Source organism: Paenibacillus piri (assembly GCF_004354045.1).
Lineage (GTDB): Bacteria > Bacillota > Bacilli > Paenibacillales > NBRC-103111 > Paenibacillus_S > Paenibacillus_S piri.
In genome coordinates, this window is record NZ_SMRT01000021.1 from 15,851 (window position 1) to 31,079 (window position 15,229).

A 15,229-nucleotide genomic window follows, 5' to 3' on the forward strand; every position below is an offset into this window, starting at 1 on the left:
GATGCCAGGCCGGCATGATAAGATCGTTCTTGTAAACAATTTATATTTAGTTTAAATATAAATTAACTGACAAGGAGGAATGCACATGTCCACAGCATCCGCATCGCAGGTTATCGTTTATTCGAGCAATACATGCACGTACTGCTCCAAACTGAAGCAATATTTAAACGATCAGTCCATCACTTTTGAAGAAAGAAATATTGACGCGAACGAAGCCTATATCGATGAACTGCAATCGATGGGCGTAAGCGCGCTGCCGGTTACGATTATCGGCGAGACTCATATTTTAGGCTTTAATCCGACCCGTATCCAAAAAGCGCTGGCTCAATAAGAGCAGAAGGAGAGAATACGATGACCCAACAACCTACTCAACCTATCGACACTGTAAAAATCGGTCTGCAGGCGCCGGCCTTCGATCTTCCGTCCACGCTGAATATGGAGACATTGGAGGAGAACGTTACGCTGGAAAGCTATCGCGGTAAATGGCTGATGCTGTTTTTCTGGCCGTATGACTTTACGTATGTATGTCCGACGGAAATTATCGCATTCAGCGATCATGCGGCAAGCTTCCGCGAGCTGGACTGCGAAATCGTAGGCGTTTCGGTAGACAGCGTCTATACGCATCGCGCATGGATCAATACGCCGCGCGACCAGCAGGGCATCGGGCCGATCGATTATCCGCTTGCCTCCGATTTCAAGAAAGAGACCGCACGGGCGTACGGCGTACTGGACGAAGCTTCAGGCGCAGCACACCGCGGCTTGTTCATCATCGATCCCGAAGGCATCGTCCGTTACCAGGTCGTGACCGATATGAACGTTGGCCGCAGCGTTGAAGAGACGCTTCGCATTTTGCAGGCTTTGCAGTCGGGTGGCCTGTGTCCGGTCAACTGGAAGCCGGGCGAGCGCACCTTGGACTAAGCGCGGCATGGAACCAGGCGCGAACACGCCATCCTAAGCGCAGCTGCAAAAAAAAGGGGTTGTCCCAAAGCCAAGAGTATGGCTGAGGGATCGCCTCTTTTTTTGGTTTTAAAATCGATCTCGCAATTTTTCGAAATTTTCATTAAATATTCCTTTACAGGAATATTCCGTATATGGTATATTCTAACTATAAGAAATCTAAAACATGAAAGAGGGATTGAAACATGGGAAAAATCACAGTATCGATGTATTTATCTCTGGACGGAGTCATGGAAGAGCCGGGGGATTGGCACATGCCTTATTGGGATGATGAAATGGCCAAATTCCAATCCGATGTGTTCTACGCGAACGACGCGCTAATTCTGGGACGAGTTACTTACGAAGGATTTGCCGCAGCGTGGCCCAAGGTGAAGGAGGAGGGTGCCGACAAGATGAATACCATGCCCAAGTATGTGGCTACCACCACGCTGGAAGAACCCCAATGGAACGCCAGTTTTATCAAGAATAACATTGTAGAAGAAGTGAACAGGCTTAAGCGGGAAACGGATCAACAATATCTGATCTATGGCAGCGGTCAATTGACTCGCACCTTGATGGAGCACAATCTTATCGACGAGTATCACTTTATGGTCCATCCGGTAGTATTGGGCAAGGGCAAACGATTCTTTATGGAACAGGGTCAAAGAGGCCTGAAGCTGGCAGGCGTAAAGACAACGACAACGGGTGTGGCCATTTTATCCTATCAACCCTCAGAATGATAAGCAGAATACGAGGCTGCTATTGTGGTAATGAACGGCGGTTGAATGACAAATGACCCATAAGCTGGTCAAGCTTACGGGTCACAGTCTGAATTATCACATCGCCGCTATGCAGCTAATATTTGCATTTAGATTCTCTGTACGATCGGAGCAGTCGCTTATCCTTTGATCCCGGTCGTGGCGATCCCTTCCACAAAATATTTTTGCGCGAAGAAAAATACGAGCACGCAAGGGATAACCGCCAGCACGGACATCGCCAACACTTGATTCCATGGCGTACTGGACGAGTTGTCCAGCGCCATCCGCAAACCGAGCGATACCGTAAACTTTTTCACGCTCGTAATGTAGATCAAGGAGTTGAAGAAATCGTTCCATGTCCATATAAACTGGAAGATTCCCGCGGAGATCAGAGCCGGTGCGGACAGCGGAAGCAGGATGCGCACGAGAATCATGAACGAGTTGCAGCCGTCCATCTTGGCCGATTCGTCCAGCTCTCTCGGCAGCCCTCTGAAAAACTGCACAATCATAAAGATGAAAAATGCGTGAGTGGCCAGCAAAGCCGGCATAATAAACGGCAGGTAGCTGTTCAGCCAATCGAAATTTTTGAACATAATGTACTTCGGAATGATTACGACCGCGTTCGGCAGCATCAAGGTGGAGATCATTAACGAGAACAATAAGTTTTTCAACGGAAAATTGAACCGGGCAAAGCCGTAGGCGACGATAGTTGTCGAAATAATCGTAAAGACTACAGTTGGAATAACCATCTTGAATGTGTTGAGGAAAAACAGGCCGAACGTATATTGACCCGATCCTTTCCAGCCGTTAATGTAGCCCGACCAGTCGAAGCTGTTAGGCAGCAGGCTAAGGGACCCGAAAATTTCCTCATTTGTTTTAAACGATGCGGTAAACAGCCAAATGAGCGGATAGATCATAACAATACCGAACAAACACATTAAAATAAACGTAATCGTTTTGCGCGTGCTTTCCGATCTCATCGTTTATCACCTCCATCTTCGTAATGGGCCCAATAGGAGGAAGATCTGAAGACTAGCGCCGTCAACGCCAAAATAATCGCGAACAACACCCATGACAAAGCGGATGCATAGCCCATTTTCAAAAACTTAAAGCCTTCGTCGTACAATTTCATACCGAACAGGTACGTGGAACGAAGCGGTCCTCCGTCAGGCAAAATGACGAACGCGCCGGTAAATTCCTGAAACGCGTTAACAATTTGCATAACCAGGTTAAACAGTAAAATCGGAGTTATCAAAGGCAATGTTACGGAGAAGAACATCCGCATCTTCGAGGCGCCTTCGACGCGGCCGACCTCATACAGCTCGGCAGGTACTTGCTTCAACCCCGCAAGAAAAAGTACCATGGAGGAACCGAATTGCCATACATTCAACATGGAAATGGTAAAGAGCGCTGTACTTGGATCTCCGAGCCAGTTGACCGGCGGAATATGAAAGAATGAAGTAAACTGATTCACAATCCCTTCTTTCATAAATAAAAATCTCCACAGGACGGCTACGGCTACGCTTCCTCCCAATATGGAAGGCAAATAATAGACGGTTCTGAAAAAATTGACGCTTTTCAGCTTCACGGTCAAGACGACGGCTACGAACAAGGCAAACGCCAGCTTGAGAGGGACAGCGATAATAGCATAAATCAGGGTGACTCTTAAAGTCTTATAGAATGTTTCATCCTGCGTGAACATCGTAATATAGTTTTTTAAGCCGATAAATTTCGGCGGGTTTATCAGATCAAAGGAAGTAAAGGAATAGTATAACGATGCAATAAAAGGGTACAGTTCCAATAATGCAAACCCGAGTATCCAGGGACTAATATATAGCAGGCCGATATACTGGTAATTCTTTTTTACTTTCACCTATCATCACCCTTACGTGTACTTCAGTCGAATCAGAAGTGCCGCTGAACTTCAGCGGCACCCTTATTTCTGTGTTCCTGACAGAACAGACCGTTGTACGAATTATTTTTTCAGTTCTTTCAGCTTATCGGTGTAACGTTTGATGAGTTCGTCCGCTGCCTGATCGGGAGTCAGCTTGTTAAATGCAACCTTTTGAATAATATCTTGGCTGATATCGCTAAGCTGGGAGTTTTGAGTTATCGCATTATCCGGTACAGCAGGTTTTTTGGAAGCAAGATCTACGGCATTTGAAATGTTTTTGTCCAATTTATTCGCTTCAACTACCGCATTTTTAGCGGCTTCGACCGCAGGAACCGCTCTGACATCGCCAAGCAGCTTAGCCGCTTCCGGATCAGTCAGCAGGAAGTTGACGAATTTAAGCGCTTCTTCCTGGTTTTCGGTTTTCTTATTTACGCTGATCACCATCGAAGGACGGATTGCAGCAGGACCGGTTTTAGCATCGGAAAAAGCGGCCGGCAGTGCGGTTACAAGTTCGGTGCCTTTAGGAAGCGACTCTTGGAATTTCGGGAACTCGCTGCTCCAGCCTTCAATGGCAACAAATTCCTGGTTGATCCATTTCGGATTTTGGTCGGTTTTTTTCGAGAACAGCTGAGCTTCGCCAAGCGGTTGGAATACGCCGTTTTGATAAGCTTTTTGAATCCAGGTGTATGCTTCGGCCGCTTGCGCTTTCGTAAACGATAAGGTGTAGTCGTCTTTGACCATCGGCTCGTTTGTTCTTTGCTTCAGCATGGACATCAGCATAATGTTGGTGACGCCCAAGTCGCCATTCATCAGGTACATTTTGCTGTCTTTATCATGCAGCTTTTTGGCTTCTTCCAGCAGGCTATCCCATGTCCAGTTCTGGTCGTATTTAATACCCACTTTGTCGGCTAACGTTTTGTTGAAAAAGACGGTACGGCCGTTCGTTCCCATCGGCAAACCGACAACTTTATTGTTGTAAGTTACATAATCTTTTACATATGTGGCATCAAAGTTTTTCAGGTCGATAGTCTTTTGACTGTTCAAGTCAAGCAGAAGCTCGTTGCCGCCGCTAAGTTCCGCAAGCCAGGGCTGATCCAGCTGAAGAATGTCGGCAGCCGTTCCGCCGGCAAGCTGGGTTTTCATTTTTTGATCGTAGCCGTCAAAGCCGCCGTATTCGGCTTCAATGGTGACATTCGGATTTTTTTGCTTGTACAAATTGATAGCGTCCAGAGTCGCTTTATGACGTGCATCGCTGCCCCACCATGCGAACCGTAATGTTACCGGCTTGCCGGAGTCGGAAGCGCCTCCGCCTTGAGAGGTTTGGGAGCCGGCGCCGCAGGCGGCAAGGCTTGTCGAAATTAATGAAATTGCTACTGCGGAACTAACCAATTTTTTCGCTTTAGTCATGTCTATTCCCCTTTTCAGTCAAATTTGCAGGTACATGTTTAATTGCACAGTTAATTATATCAAGCGAATTTTCGCGATGAAATGCATCTGGTTTGGCAAAAGGTTTGATTATTTGTCCGAAATTTCGACAAAAATAGCGAATGAAAGGGTGCTTGATTTAACATTTGACGTCATAATTTGCGATTGAAAATTGCTGTATGTGTTTATTTTGCGACGGAATGCCTACAAGACGGCGGGAATTTGACGCTGCCGAAAACAAGCGTTCTACGATGTAAGTTGCCCGTTCATTCAAACAATATCCTTGGCAGCTTTTAACCGAACCTGTCAGCCGCACGTTCCGCAACCGGCTTGGCGAAAGCTTCGGCATATGTGAAAAGGGGGCTTAACTTAACATTTGATCCCATTTTTTGTCATCATGTTGTCATGCCGTTATTCGATCTTCTATAATAATGGGTAGCGCTGCAGCCGGATCCCGGCCTTTGGCATGCAGCCGTTGAATAGGCTGGGGTAAGCAAAACGAACCATCCATTTTATTTAAAACCTATTTGTGCAAATAATAACCTTGAAGGGAATTGCATAGCGATGGCGGAGCGGGAGGTTCAAATGTACAAGCTGTTGGTCGCCGACGATGAGACGAAAATAAGGAACGGGATCTGTAATTATTTTCCGTGGACTGAGCTTGGCTTTGAAATCGTGTCCGAAGCGAAGAACGGCAAGCAGGCGCTGGATTTCATTCTGAAGCATGAGGTCGACGTCGTGCTGAGCGATATCAAAATGCCGGTCATGTCGGGCGTGGAGCTGGCCGAGGAGCTGTACAACCGGAAAAGCAAAACGAAGGTTGTGTTCTTGACCGGCTACAAGGAGTTTGACTACGCCCAGAAGGCATTGATCTATGGAGTCAAAAGCTATATTATCAAGCCGACCAAGTATGAAGAGCTGCTGGAGGTATTCTCGAAGATTAAAGCCGAGCTGGATGAGGAACGGCAGAAGGAGGCGGCGGCGCCGGCGATAGTGGAGACGCAGGCCGAGGAAACGGCAGATGAATCAGCGGAAGGCGAAGGACAAAATTACCACGAGAAAAAAATCGCTGCTATCAAGTCCCACGTAATGGAGCATTATAAAGATGTGACGCTGGAGGAAGTGGCGCGCGGCTTTCATATGAATTTATTTTATTTGAGCAAATATTTTAAAAAATGGTCGGGACAAAATTTTTCCGATTATTTGATTTCGGTCAAAATGGAAAAGGCCGCCGAGCTGCTGAAAGATTTTACGTATAAAACATATGAGGTCGGCAACCTGGTCGGCTACGATAACGCCAAAAACTTCTCGAGAGCGTTCAAGCTGTATTTTGGCAAAAGCCCCAGGGAATACCGGGATTCCCCTCACTGACCGCGATAGATCGACAGAATGGAAGGCGAGCGAATGAAGACCAAATTTTTTATCAAGCATTTATCGATGTTTTTGCTGCCGCTGCTTATACCGCTCATTATATTGGGAGCGCTGTCCATTCTCATTACGCAAAATTATATTAAAGAAGATATCAATAAAAGCTCGATCAACCTGTTGAAGCAGACGAAAGAAAACATTGAATTGATTTTGAGCGAAACCGATCCGATGAGCCTGGTCTACGGAAACGATCAGCGGATCATCGAAGCGCTGGCTTCAACAATGAGAAACAGCTCGCTAACCCATGAGGAGATCATTTCGTACACGATTCTAAAAAGCTTCCTGAGCGCTCCGGCCAACGCGAGACCGTACATCGATTCTTTTTATATTTATCTTCCAAACGATAACGGGCGTTTTATTTCCTCCAAGGAGGGCCTGACCGACTTCAACGCCTATTATGATACGCAGTGGTATCAGCAATTTATTAAAAAGGATCAGCACATCAATATGTGGATCGAGCCGCGGCTTGTGAAGCCGTTCAGCTTTGAATCGCAGCCGACCCGCATCGTTACGATTTATCAGCGAATCAGCTCCGTGAACGGCTTGATCGTCCTTAATATATTGCCGGAATACATCGAGAAAGTGTTAAAGTCATTATCCACCTTGCCGGAGCAGTCCATCCTGGTCGTTAATGAGAATAACGAAATTATTTTCAGCGACAAGCAGCCGAATTACTTGAATGATCTGAATTTGAACCTGGAGACGATCTATAAATCGGAGGAAGCGTTTTATACGGCCAAAATTGACAATGAATCGTATATCGTATCGCAGCTTAATTCGGCCAGATACGGCTGGAAGTATATATCCGTCGTGCCGCAGCGGGCGTTGTACCAGGTGCCGTTTACAATCATCAAATTTACGATTTTGCTGCTGCTCGTCTCGTTTGTGCTCGGCTTTGTGCTGGCCTTCTATTTTGCGCGGAGCCGCTACAAGCAAATATCCAATGTCATTCATATTCTCGATTCCGCCGAGAGCGGACATCCGCTGCCGCCGCTGCCGGACAGGGTCAAGGACGAGTTCGGGTACATCATCCAAAATATTGTGAAAACATTTATCGAGCAAAGCTTCCTGAAGGTCCAACTGTCCGAGCGGAGATATAAATTACAGGTTGCGCAGCTGACCGCGCTGCAATCGCAAATTAATCCGCACTTTTTATTCAATACGCTGGAGACGTTGAACTGGGAGACGATTGCATTGACCGGAAGGCCGAACCAGGTAACGAAAATCATTGATAATTTATCGGAAATATTGCGTTATTCGCTGACGAATCCGGAGGAGCCCGTCTCTTTAAATACGGAAATCAAAAACTTGAAAAGCTATATCGAGATCCAGAAGTACAGGTATGAGGACAAGTTCGATATCATTTGGGAATACGATCCGGTCGTGATCGGCTGCCGGGTTATGAAGCTGCTGCTTCAGCCTTTTGTGGAGAACAGCATCTATCACGGAATTAAGGAAAAGGAAGGAAACAGCCTGATCAAAATCCGGATTGAGCTGGTTGGTCCGGACGTCCTTATCGCAATTGTGGATAACGGGTTAGGGATGAGCAGGGAAAGGCTTCGCAAAATACGGCATGACTTCGAGCGGGATGACGAATTCTCCGATCGAATCGGCATGATCAATACGAATAAACGGATCAAGCTGGCTTACGGCGAGCAGTACGGGATCGTCATTCGCAGCAAAAAAGGGTGGGGAACGGCGGTGTACATGAAGCTGCCGATGGTTTAAGCTTTCGAGCGGCTGGAGGTCTTGCTGTAGGCTGCACCGTGCAGCTTAATTAGCGCTGTTGTTGTTCGGGCTGCGGTCCTGTGTAAACCGATTGCGGCCGGAAAATGCGGTTGATTTCCGCCTGCTCCAGCAGGTGGGCGGTCCAGCCGACGACGCGGGCAACGGTAAACGCAGGCGTGAACAATGCCGTCGGCAGCGCGATGGCGCGCATAATCGCTGCCGCGAAAAATTCCACGTTCGCATACAGCCTGCGGCCCGGCTTATATTCTTCAAGCAATGCGACGGCGATTTGCTCGGTTTGCACCGCCAGGTCGAACCAGGGATCGTTGCCGGACAAAGCTTCCGTCACTTCTCGCAGCGCTTCCGCACGCGGGTCGCGGGTTTTATAGACGCGGTGGCCGAAGCCCATGAGCTTCTCGCCCCGTCCGAGGACGCCGCGGATCCAGGCTTCCGCATGATCCTTGCTGCCGATAGCGTCAAGCATCGCAATCACTTCAGACGGGGCGCCGCCGTGAAGCGGCCCTTTCATGGCGCCGATCGCCGCGCTGACGGCGGAAGCCATATCGGACTGCGTCGACAGGACGACGCGGGAAGCGAAGGTGGACGCATTCATGCCATGCTCCATGCCAAGAACGAGATAAGCGTTAAGCGCTTTGACATGGGCGGGATTCGGACGTTCCCCTGTCAGCATGTACAGAAAGTTCGCGGTATGGCCTAACCGGGCGTCCGGTTCGATAGCAGGCAGACCAAGCTGCTTTCTGTGCCAGTAAGTTACGATCGTCGGGAGCAGCGCCGTCAATTCGACCGCCTGCCCGATTGTCGGCGGCCAGGCGGGCGTATCGTCCGACATCGCGGCAGTGGCCACCTGCAGCACGTTCATTACCGGCATCGTTGCAGGCAGCGCCTCGAGCAGCTTCCGGATGCGATCAGGCAGCTCGCGTTTGCTTTGCAGACTGTTTCTGACCGACTCCAATCGGGCTTCATCCGGCAGCTCGCCGAACCATAATAAATATGCAGCCTCTTCGTATTCTTTGCTTACCGCCAAATCTTTGGCCCAGTAGCCCCGATATATGAGGTGGCCCTGTTCCCCATCCACAAGGCTGATATCCGTTTCCGCCGCTACGATTCCATCCAAACCGGTTACTTTTGCCATCGCGCTCACCTATCCTTATCGTCTGAACCCGTTGTCGGAGCCCAGAAAAGTATGTTGATTGTTAACTCCATCATACTCCAGCAAGGATATAAAGTAAATTTATATGTTTTTATATAGTACATAAAATTTAATTATCGAAATGGATGGCGATCAAAATAACCAGCAAAATCAGACCTGCGGCCCATGCAAACCGATCCGATCGCCGAATATGAAGGTTGAAGCCGCGCGATCGGGACAAACGCTTCAATTTATAGCCCCTCGCTTCCAAGGCAAACGCCAAATCTTCGGCATGCTTCATCATCGACAGCATCAACGGAATCATAAATACATGCGCATCCCGCAGCCGGATCGAGCCCGGTTTCACCTGCGACTTGCCTCTGGCTCTTGTGATGAGCGAGATTTTATCGATTTCGTCGAACAGCGTCGGTATGAATCTGAAGAGCAGCGAGGCGGAAAATGTCAACATGGCGACCGGAATGCGAAGCCGCTCAAGAAACGCCAAAGACCTTTCCAGTCCGCGCTGCATCATCGACGGGCTTGTGGTCAGCGCGAACAGGATGCCAAGCAGCATCATCAGCAAATACACGCACAGCTGCTTGACGGTCCGAAGCGCCGATGCCCATGAGAAGTCGATCTCCCGCAGCGTCCATGTGTCCGGATAGAAGGAAACGGAAAGCCCTGAAATCATCGCAGAAATTAAAATAAACAGCATGAACGGCTTGACGGGCTTGAGCAGCGTTCCGACCCGGGCGCCGGATAAGGCTATGCAGGCGCATGCGACGACCGCCGCGGCGGCAACACCCGGCCATTGATTTTGAATCAATGTGCCGGCCGACAGCAGCAGGTACAGCACCCACTTCGTAATCGGGTGCAGCTGCTGTACCCGAGCTGCCCGGGTTGTGGCCGCACATACGGCCGATGGCGCTTGCGCCGTATCGGGCGTGGGCGCAGCCGGGTGAGCAGGCGCCGCGCCGGACATATGCGCGGCATCGGGCGGGGGCGCAGCCGCACCGCGGTCGAGCCGCCGAATGATGGCGGCCGCCGTATCATCCGGAGTCAGCGCAGGCGGTACAGGAAGCGCGATACCATGCTCCAGCAGCGCATTGGCGATTTCAACTGATGCCGGGAGCCCGATTCGGGCTTGCAGCAGCAGCTCCGGCTTGGCGCACAGCTCCTCAGGCGGCAAATCGGCTATGATCGTTCCGCGGCTCATAATAAGTACGCGGTCCGCTATCGGAAGGAACGTATCGAGATCGTGGCTGACCAGCACGATTCCTCCGTTCCCGGATCGCTTATGCCGCACAATTGTCTCGAGCAACTGCGGAATGCTCATGGGATCGATGCCCGCCGTCGGTTCGTCCAGCAGCAGCCAATCCGGGCGAACCGCTATTGTCGTTGCCATGGCGACTTTCCGCTTTTGTCCGTCCGATAATGTATAAAACGATTGCTCAAGCATGGACGCCGGCAGGCTCATCCGGCTCATAGCGCTGCCGATACGTTCAGCTTCCTCTTGCTTCGTTAAACGGAGCGGGCGCAAGGAGTAACGGAATTCTTTGCGGATGCTGTCGGCAAACAGCTGCCTTTCGGGATATTGAAACAGGACGCCCATATTAAAGCGGACGGCGTTATTCAAGCGGCTGCCGGTCCATAAAGGCTGCCCGTCATATGTAATCGAGCCTGCCACCGGAGGGATAAGTCCGGCCAATCCGCTCAGGAAGGTCGATTTGCCGGAGCCCGTTTGGCCGGCGATTAGTGTTATCGTATTTTTTTGCAGCCGGCAGCTGCAGTCGTGAAGTATCGGATCAGACCGATTATCGGCAGGTCTGGTTATGGTCATATGTTGAACGGATATCGTCACAGCTCGCTCACTGCCTTTCCAAGCTCGGCCGCCGTGATCGGTAACGGCTCACGCAGCTTGCATCCTTGGTCGAGCAAAGACAGAACGACCTGAACCGTATAGGGCGGCGCAAACTGCAGCCGATCGCAGCCGGTTTGGCACTGATCGTTCCTTTTATAGAAAAAATCGGGCGGAGACCCGTCAAAAATAATGCTCCCTTGGTCCATCGCTATGACCCGATCCGCCAACGACAGCTCATCGAGCCATTGGGTTATCCAGACGACAGTAGCCCCCAAATGATGCAGCCGTTTGGCGGCTTGGGCAACATGCTGCCTGGCGAGCGGGTCGAGCATCGAGGTCGCTTCATCGAATATAAGGACGGCCGGGTTGACGGATATGCAGGAAGCGACGGCAAGCAGCTGTTTCTGGCCGCCGGAAAGCCGGGCAACAGGCATGTCGGCCATCGACGACAATCCGGTCTGTTCGAGCGCATCCATAGCGCGTCGGGCCATTTCGGAGTCGGGAATCCCGTAATTTTCCATGCCGAAGCATACATCCTCAAATACGGTTTCTCCGATAATTTGCGTTCCCGGATTTTGAAAAACGAGCTGGACAGGGGGCTGTTCGCGAATCGCGAAGCTGATTTCACCGGAAGCTGCGGGGATGAGCCCTGCCATCAGCTTGGCTAATGTGCTCTTGCCGCTGCCGTTCGTTCCGGCTACAGCGACCCATTCGCCGCGGCGAATCGTTAAATTGATATTATTTAATACGGACACGGTTCCATCCGCCGACGGATAAGAGAAGGAGACGCGGTCCAATGCGATAAGTTCGGCTCCAATTGGCATCGATTTTTTTCTCTTTTCTAAAATGTGGGATTGTGCTAGAATACAATTGTCAACTTGTGGTTACAATATTAGGTTAACAAATAAAAGGAGAATGTGTCAATGAAAATGAGTTTAAATGTACGGGGAATGGTATTCTGCGCATTGTTTGCGGCGTTATTGGTCGTTTCAAGCTTTTTGAACCTCCACTTGGGTACGCCGGTGCCGATTACGCTGCAAAATCTGATCGTGATGCTGGCCGGCGCCATTCTGGGGCCTCTGTACGGTTTCTGCAGCATGGCGTTGGTGGTCGTTCTGACGGCATTGGGCATTCCGCTGCTTCATGGAAACGGAGGTCTTCCTTTGATTCTCGGACCTACGGGCGGGTTTATCTGGGCGTATCCGTTTGCCGCTCTGCTGATCGGCTTTGCGGCTCAGCGCATTAAAGGCAAAGGACCAGCAGCCTTTATTCTGATGTTTATTTCGCTGGAGCTGTTCGGTTCGCTGTTGTTGTATGTAACCGGAGTGCCTTGGCTCGCGCATGTCGCCGGTTATTCGATGCAAAAAGCGCTCGTCGCCGGCTGCTATCCGTATTTGCCGGGCGATGCCGCAAAAGCGGTGATTGCCGCACTCATCGCTCTCCCGGTACGCCAGGTGTTCCCCATCGCACGGATAACCGGGGCGAGCAAGACGGCGTGACGCTTGAGGGCTGCTGCAAGCGAAGCGACAAGTAACGCCGATAGGTCGCAACGGTCAGCGTCAATTAACGATGTCTATAACAAGGCTTGCTTCCTTGTTGCAGACATCGTTTTTATTTATGGATGATCATTTATTAAGGCTATATTAAATCCTGATATTGATTTTTACGATTAAGAAAACCGCCTCGTTGAATAGGCGGCTTATTGAGCTATCGTACCCGTCCCTTTAATTTGGTTTTGCATTGATTTCCGTTAAAGTTCATGCATCACGAAGTTTTCTTTTAAACGTCACTTATTTATTACCGAGTTGTTCCGCCAAACCGATTAGAAGGCCTTCATTTCCACGAATGTAGCAGAGCCGATACGAGTCCTCGTACTGAACCACTTCGCCAACGAGCTGAGCACCATGCTTAGTGAGTCTGGATACCATTTCGTCAATGTCTTCAACGGTGAACATGACGCGTAGATAACCGAGGGCATTTACAGGAGCAGTTCGGTGATCTGATATAGTAGGTGGGGTGAGAAATCGCGAAAGTTCAAGTCGGCTGTGGCCATCTGGGGTAACCATCATAGCAATCTCTACACACTGTGAACCCAGCCCGGTTACGCGACCAGCCCATTCACCTTCGACAGTAGCTCGCCCTTCGAGCTTCAAGCCAATCTCCTCGAAGAAAGAGATTGCGTCATCAAGGGATTCTACAACGATGCCAACATTGTCCATTCTTAGTAATTTGTTTTTGGCCATAGTTTTATCTCCTTATGTGTACAAATATTACCTGATCATCTTCATATTTATTCAATCAAGAATTACTAATTCCTTCCAAACGATTAACATCTTGTCACAGTTCATGATAACAAAGATAAGTCACAGTATAGTAAAATGTGAAATTTGGTTTTCGGATATGTCATATTAACTTTTATTCTACGAAATTCAATTCGTAATTACCGTAATAAGATGGGTAAATCATCTCCGAAAAGTGATATTACTCTAATTATAGAACATTAGTTCGTATAAATCAAATATCAACAACAAATTTTAACATAGCTTTTATTAAAACAACAAAGACGAAAAATGATTCTTAAATACCATTGACAAAATTTAAATAGTATGATATAATGAAATATTCATATTTGACACTTGATTTCTGTAGGGGTAAGATAAGGTTTGAAATTCAGAGTCATCTTGAAAATAACCTGAGTCTACGGAGGGATCAGATGCGAATTGCCAACGGAATCGAGATGCTGGAAATTACCGCAACAGTCATGGGGAAAACCGACACGATTAACCCTACGCTTTTATGGGACGAGCATCATGCGGTTCTCGTAGATACCGGCTATCCCGGTCAAATGTCCAAAATCGCCGAAGCAATGGAGCAGGCTGGGGTTCCCTTGGCTAAGCTTAATAAAATTGTAATGACACATCAAGATTTGGACCATATCGGCAGTCTGCCGGCTCTGCAGCAGGAGCTGTCCGGACGGCTCGAAGTGATGTCGAGCGAACTGGAAAGGCCGTATATCCAGGGCGACAAGCAGCTGTTGAAGCTGTCGAAGGAGTCTATTGCGAAGGCGCTCCAGGCGATACCGCCCGAGGTGCCGGAAGAATGGCGCCGCTCCTTCCAAAAATCGCTTGAAAATCCGCCAAAGGGGAATGTGGACCGGACGGTGACGGACGGAGAAGTGCTGCCGTACTGCGGAGGAATTATCGTCATCGATACGCCGGGGCATACACCCGGACATATATCGCTGTACCATAAGCCGAGCAAAACGCTGATTGCGGCTGACGCCATGATTGTCGCCGACGGCCAGCTTTACGGCGCACATCCGCAATATTCGCTCGATCCGCATACTGCGGCCCTTTCGCTGCGCAAGCTATTGAATTATGAAATCGAATCGGTTATTTGTTATCACGGCGGCTTGTTCAGCGGTGGTGCGAATGAACGGATCGCCGAACTGGTCAGCAAATGACCGTTCCAGCCCAATAATGCGCAAACGTTACGGGTGACTAGCGATTCAAAAGCATTGTAACACGGCAAACGTCCATCCCATCGACAATCGCCGCTCTTATGGACCCCGGAGCCGTTAATTGCGGCCAAACGATGGTTTTTTCATGTATAGAGGGACCGAGGAGACGTTGTTTTGCGACAAATGGTATAAATCAACGGCCGGCGCGTCATTTAACGTCCCTCCGGTCCGTTGCAGCTTCAATTGGAAGAAATCGGGTCAATTAACGGCAGCTCAGTCCGTTACACCAAAGCCTTGATCAAACGGCGCCCGGTACGGATGAGTACTCCGGACCTATGGGCAGCTAGTGCGAGCATTATTTATATGTATCCATCAACTTTCTCTCATCATTCATGCAAAAAAGAACCTTAAAAACCGCTGTAAAAGTGGAGTTTAAGGTTCTTTTTCTTTGAAGTCCGGTGAATAACGGCCCGCTGCGCAGGCGGATCATTCTTCCAAACCCTGTTGTCCCCGGATTACTTGAATGTATACCGCATTAACGGTAGAAATCCGGGGACAAAGGCGACCGCTTACGCTTCTCCAGAACGAT

General features: G+C 49.3%; 14 protein-coding genes. 7 read left to right on the plus strand and 7 right to left on the minus strand.

Features of this window, described 5'->3' with window-relative positions; translation table 11 throughout:
* The first annotated feature begins 85 nt into the window (after window positions 1–85).
* The 3 genes from E1757_RS30055 to E1757_RS30065 all read left to right on the plus strand — a co-directional run bounded on the left by E1757_RS30055 (window position 86) and on the right by E1757_RS30065 (window position 1,676).
* On the plus strand, window positions 86–331 hold the full coding sequence (locus tag E1757_RS30055; RefSeq protein ID WP_133235246.1) for a glutaredoxin family protein: 246 nt from the start codon (window positions 86–88) through the stop codon (window positions 329–331).
* A gap of 20 nt (window positions 332–351) precedes the next feature.
* Window positions 352–918, plus strand: coding sequence for a peroxiredoxin (locus tag E1757_RS30060; protein WP_133235248.1), 567 nt, complete (start codon window positions 352–354; stop codon window positions 916–918).
* Between the two features lie 224 nt (window positions 919–1,142).
* On the plus strand, window positions 1,143–1,676 hold the full coding sequence (locus tag E1757_RS30065) for a dihydrofolate reductase family protein (RefSeq protein WP_133235250.1): 534 nt from the start codon (window positions 1,143–1,145) through the stop codon (window positions 1,674–1,676).
* A 158-nt stretch (window positions 1,677–1,834) separates the two neighbouring features.
* Here the strand turns inward: E1757_RS30065 and E1757_RS30070 are convergent, their stop codons facing one another.
* From E1757_RS30070 to E1757_RS30080, 3 genes are all read right to left on the minus strand, one after another.
* On the minus strand, window positions 1,835–2,674 hold the full coding sequence (locus tag E1757_RS30070) for a carbohydrate ABC transporter permease (protein ID WP_133235252.1): 840 nt from the start codon (window positions 2,672–2,674) through the stop codon (window positions 1,835–1,837).
* A complete protein-coding gene (locus tag E1757_RS30075) occupies window positions 2,671–3,567 on the minus strand; it encodes a carbohydrate ABC transporter permease (protein WP_133235254.1) in 897 nt (298 codons plus the stop codon). Before E1757_RS30075 ends, E1757_RS30070 begins: the two co-directional genes overlap by 4 nt.
* Before the next feature lie 102 nt (window positions 3,568–3,669).
* On the minus strand, window positions 3,670–4,995 hold the full coding sequence (locus E1757_RS30080) for an ABC transporter substrate-binding protein (protein ID WP_133235256.1): 1,326 nt from the start codon (window positions 4,993–4,995) through the stop codon (window positions 3,670–3,672).
* Between the two features lie 603 nt (window positions 4,996–5,598).
* Between E1757_RS30080 and E1757_RS30085 the strand changes: the two genes are divergently transcribed.
* Both E1757_RS30085 and E1757_RS30090 read left to right on the plus strand, forming a co-directional pair.
* The gene (locus E1757_RS30085) at window positions 5,599–6,384 is read left to right on the plus strand and encodes a response regulator transcription factor (protein ID WP_133235258.1); all 786 of its coding nucleotides are present in this window, start codon (window positions 5,599–5,601) and stop codon (window positions 6,382–6,384) included.
* A gap of 33 nt (window positions 6,385–6,417) precedes the next feature.
* Window positions 6,418–8,169, plus strand: a complete 1,752-nt coding sequence (locus E1757_RS30090; protein WP_165972359.1) for a sensor histidine kinase — start codon at window positions 6,418–6,420, stop codon at window positions 8,167–8,169.
* Window positions 8,170–8,218: 49 nt separating this feature from the next.
* Here E1757_RS30090 and E1757_RS30095 read toward each other — a convergent pair whose 3' ends face one another.
* From E1757_RS30095 to E1757_RS30105, 3 genes are all read right to left on the minus strand, one after another.
* Window positions 8,219–9,322, minus strand: a complete 1,104-nt coding sequence (locus tag E1757_RS30095) for a citrate synthase/methylcitrate synthase (protein WP_133235262.1) — start codon at window positions 9,320–9,322, stop codon at window positions 8,219–8,221.
* 127 nt (window positions 9,323–9,449) lie between these two features.
* Window positions 9,450–11,180, minus strand: coding sequence for an ATP-binding cassette domain-containing protein (locus tag E1757_RS30100; RefSeq protein ID WP_165972360.1), 1,731 nt, complete (start codon window positions 11,178–11,180; stop codon window positions 9,450–9,452).
* The gene (locus E1757_RS30105) at window positions 11,177–12,004 is read right to left on the minus strand and encodes an energy-coupling factor ABC transporter ATP-binding protein (RefSeq protein WP_133235266.1); all 828 of its coding nucleotides are present in this window, start codon (window positions 12,002–12,004) and stop codon (window positions 11,177–11,179) included. Before E1757_RS30105 ends, E1757_RS30100 begins: the two co-directional genes overlap by 4 nt.
* Window positions 12,005–12,103: 99 nt before the next feature.
* On the opposite strand from E1757_RS30105, the gene E1757_RS30110 reads away from it, so the two are divergent.
* Complete coding sequence (locus E1757_RS30110; RefSeq protein WP_133235268.1) at window positions 12,104–12,679, plus strand: biotin transporter BioY; 576 nt, start codon at window positions 12,104–12,106, stop codon at window positions 12,677–12,679.
* A 291-nt stretch (window positions 12,680–12,970) separates the two neighbouring features.
* Here the strand turns inward: E1757_RS30110 and E1757_RS30115 are convergent, their stop codons facing one another.
* Complete coding sequence (locus tag E1757_RS30115; RefSeq protein ID WP_133235270.1) at window positions 12,971–13,423, minus strand: VOC family protein; 453 nt, start codon at window positions 13,421–13,423, stop codon at window positions 12,971–12,973.
* Window positions 13,424–13,893: 470 nt separating this feature from the next.
* Here E1757_RS30115 and E1757_RS30120 point away from each other — a divergent pair, with 470 nt between their 5' ends.
* Window positions 13,894–14,643, plus strand: a complete 750-nt coding sequence (locus E1757_RS30120; RefSeq protein WP_133235272.1) for an MBL fold metallo-hydrolase — start codon at window positions 13,894–13,896, stop codon at window positions 14,641–14,643.
* The last annotated feature ends 586 nt before the right edge of the window (window positions 14,644–15,229 follow it).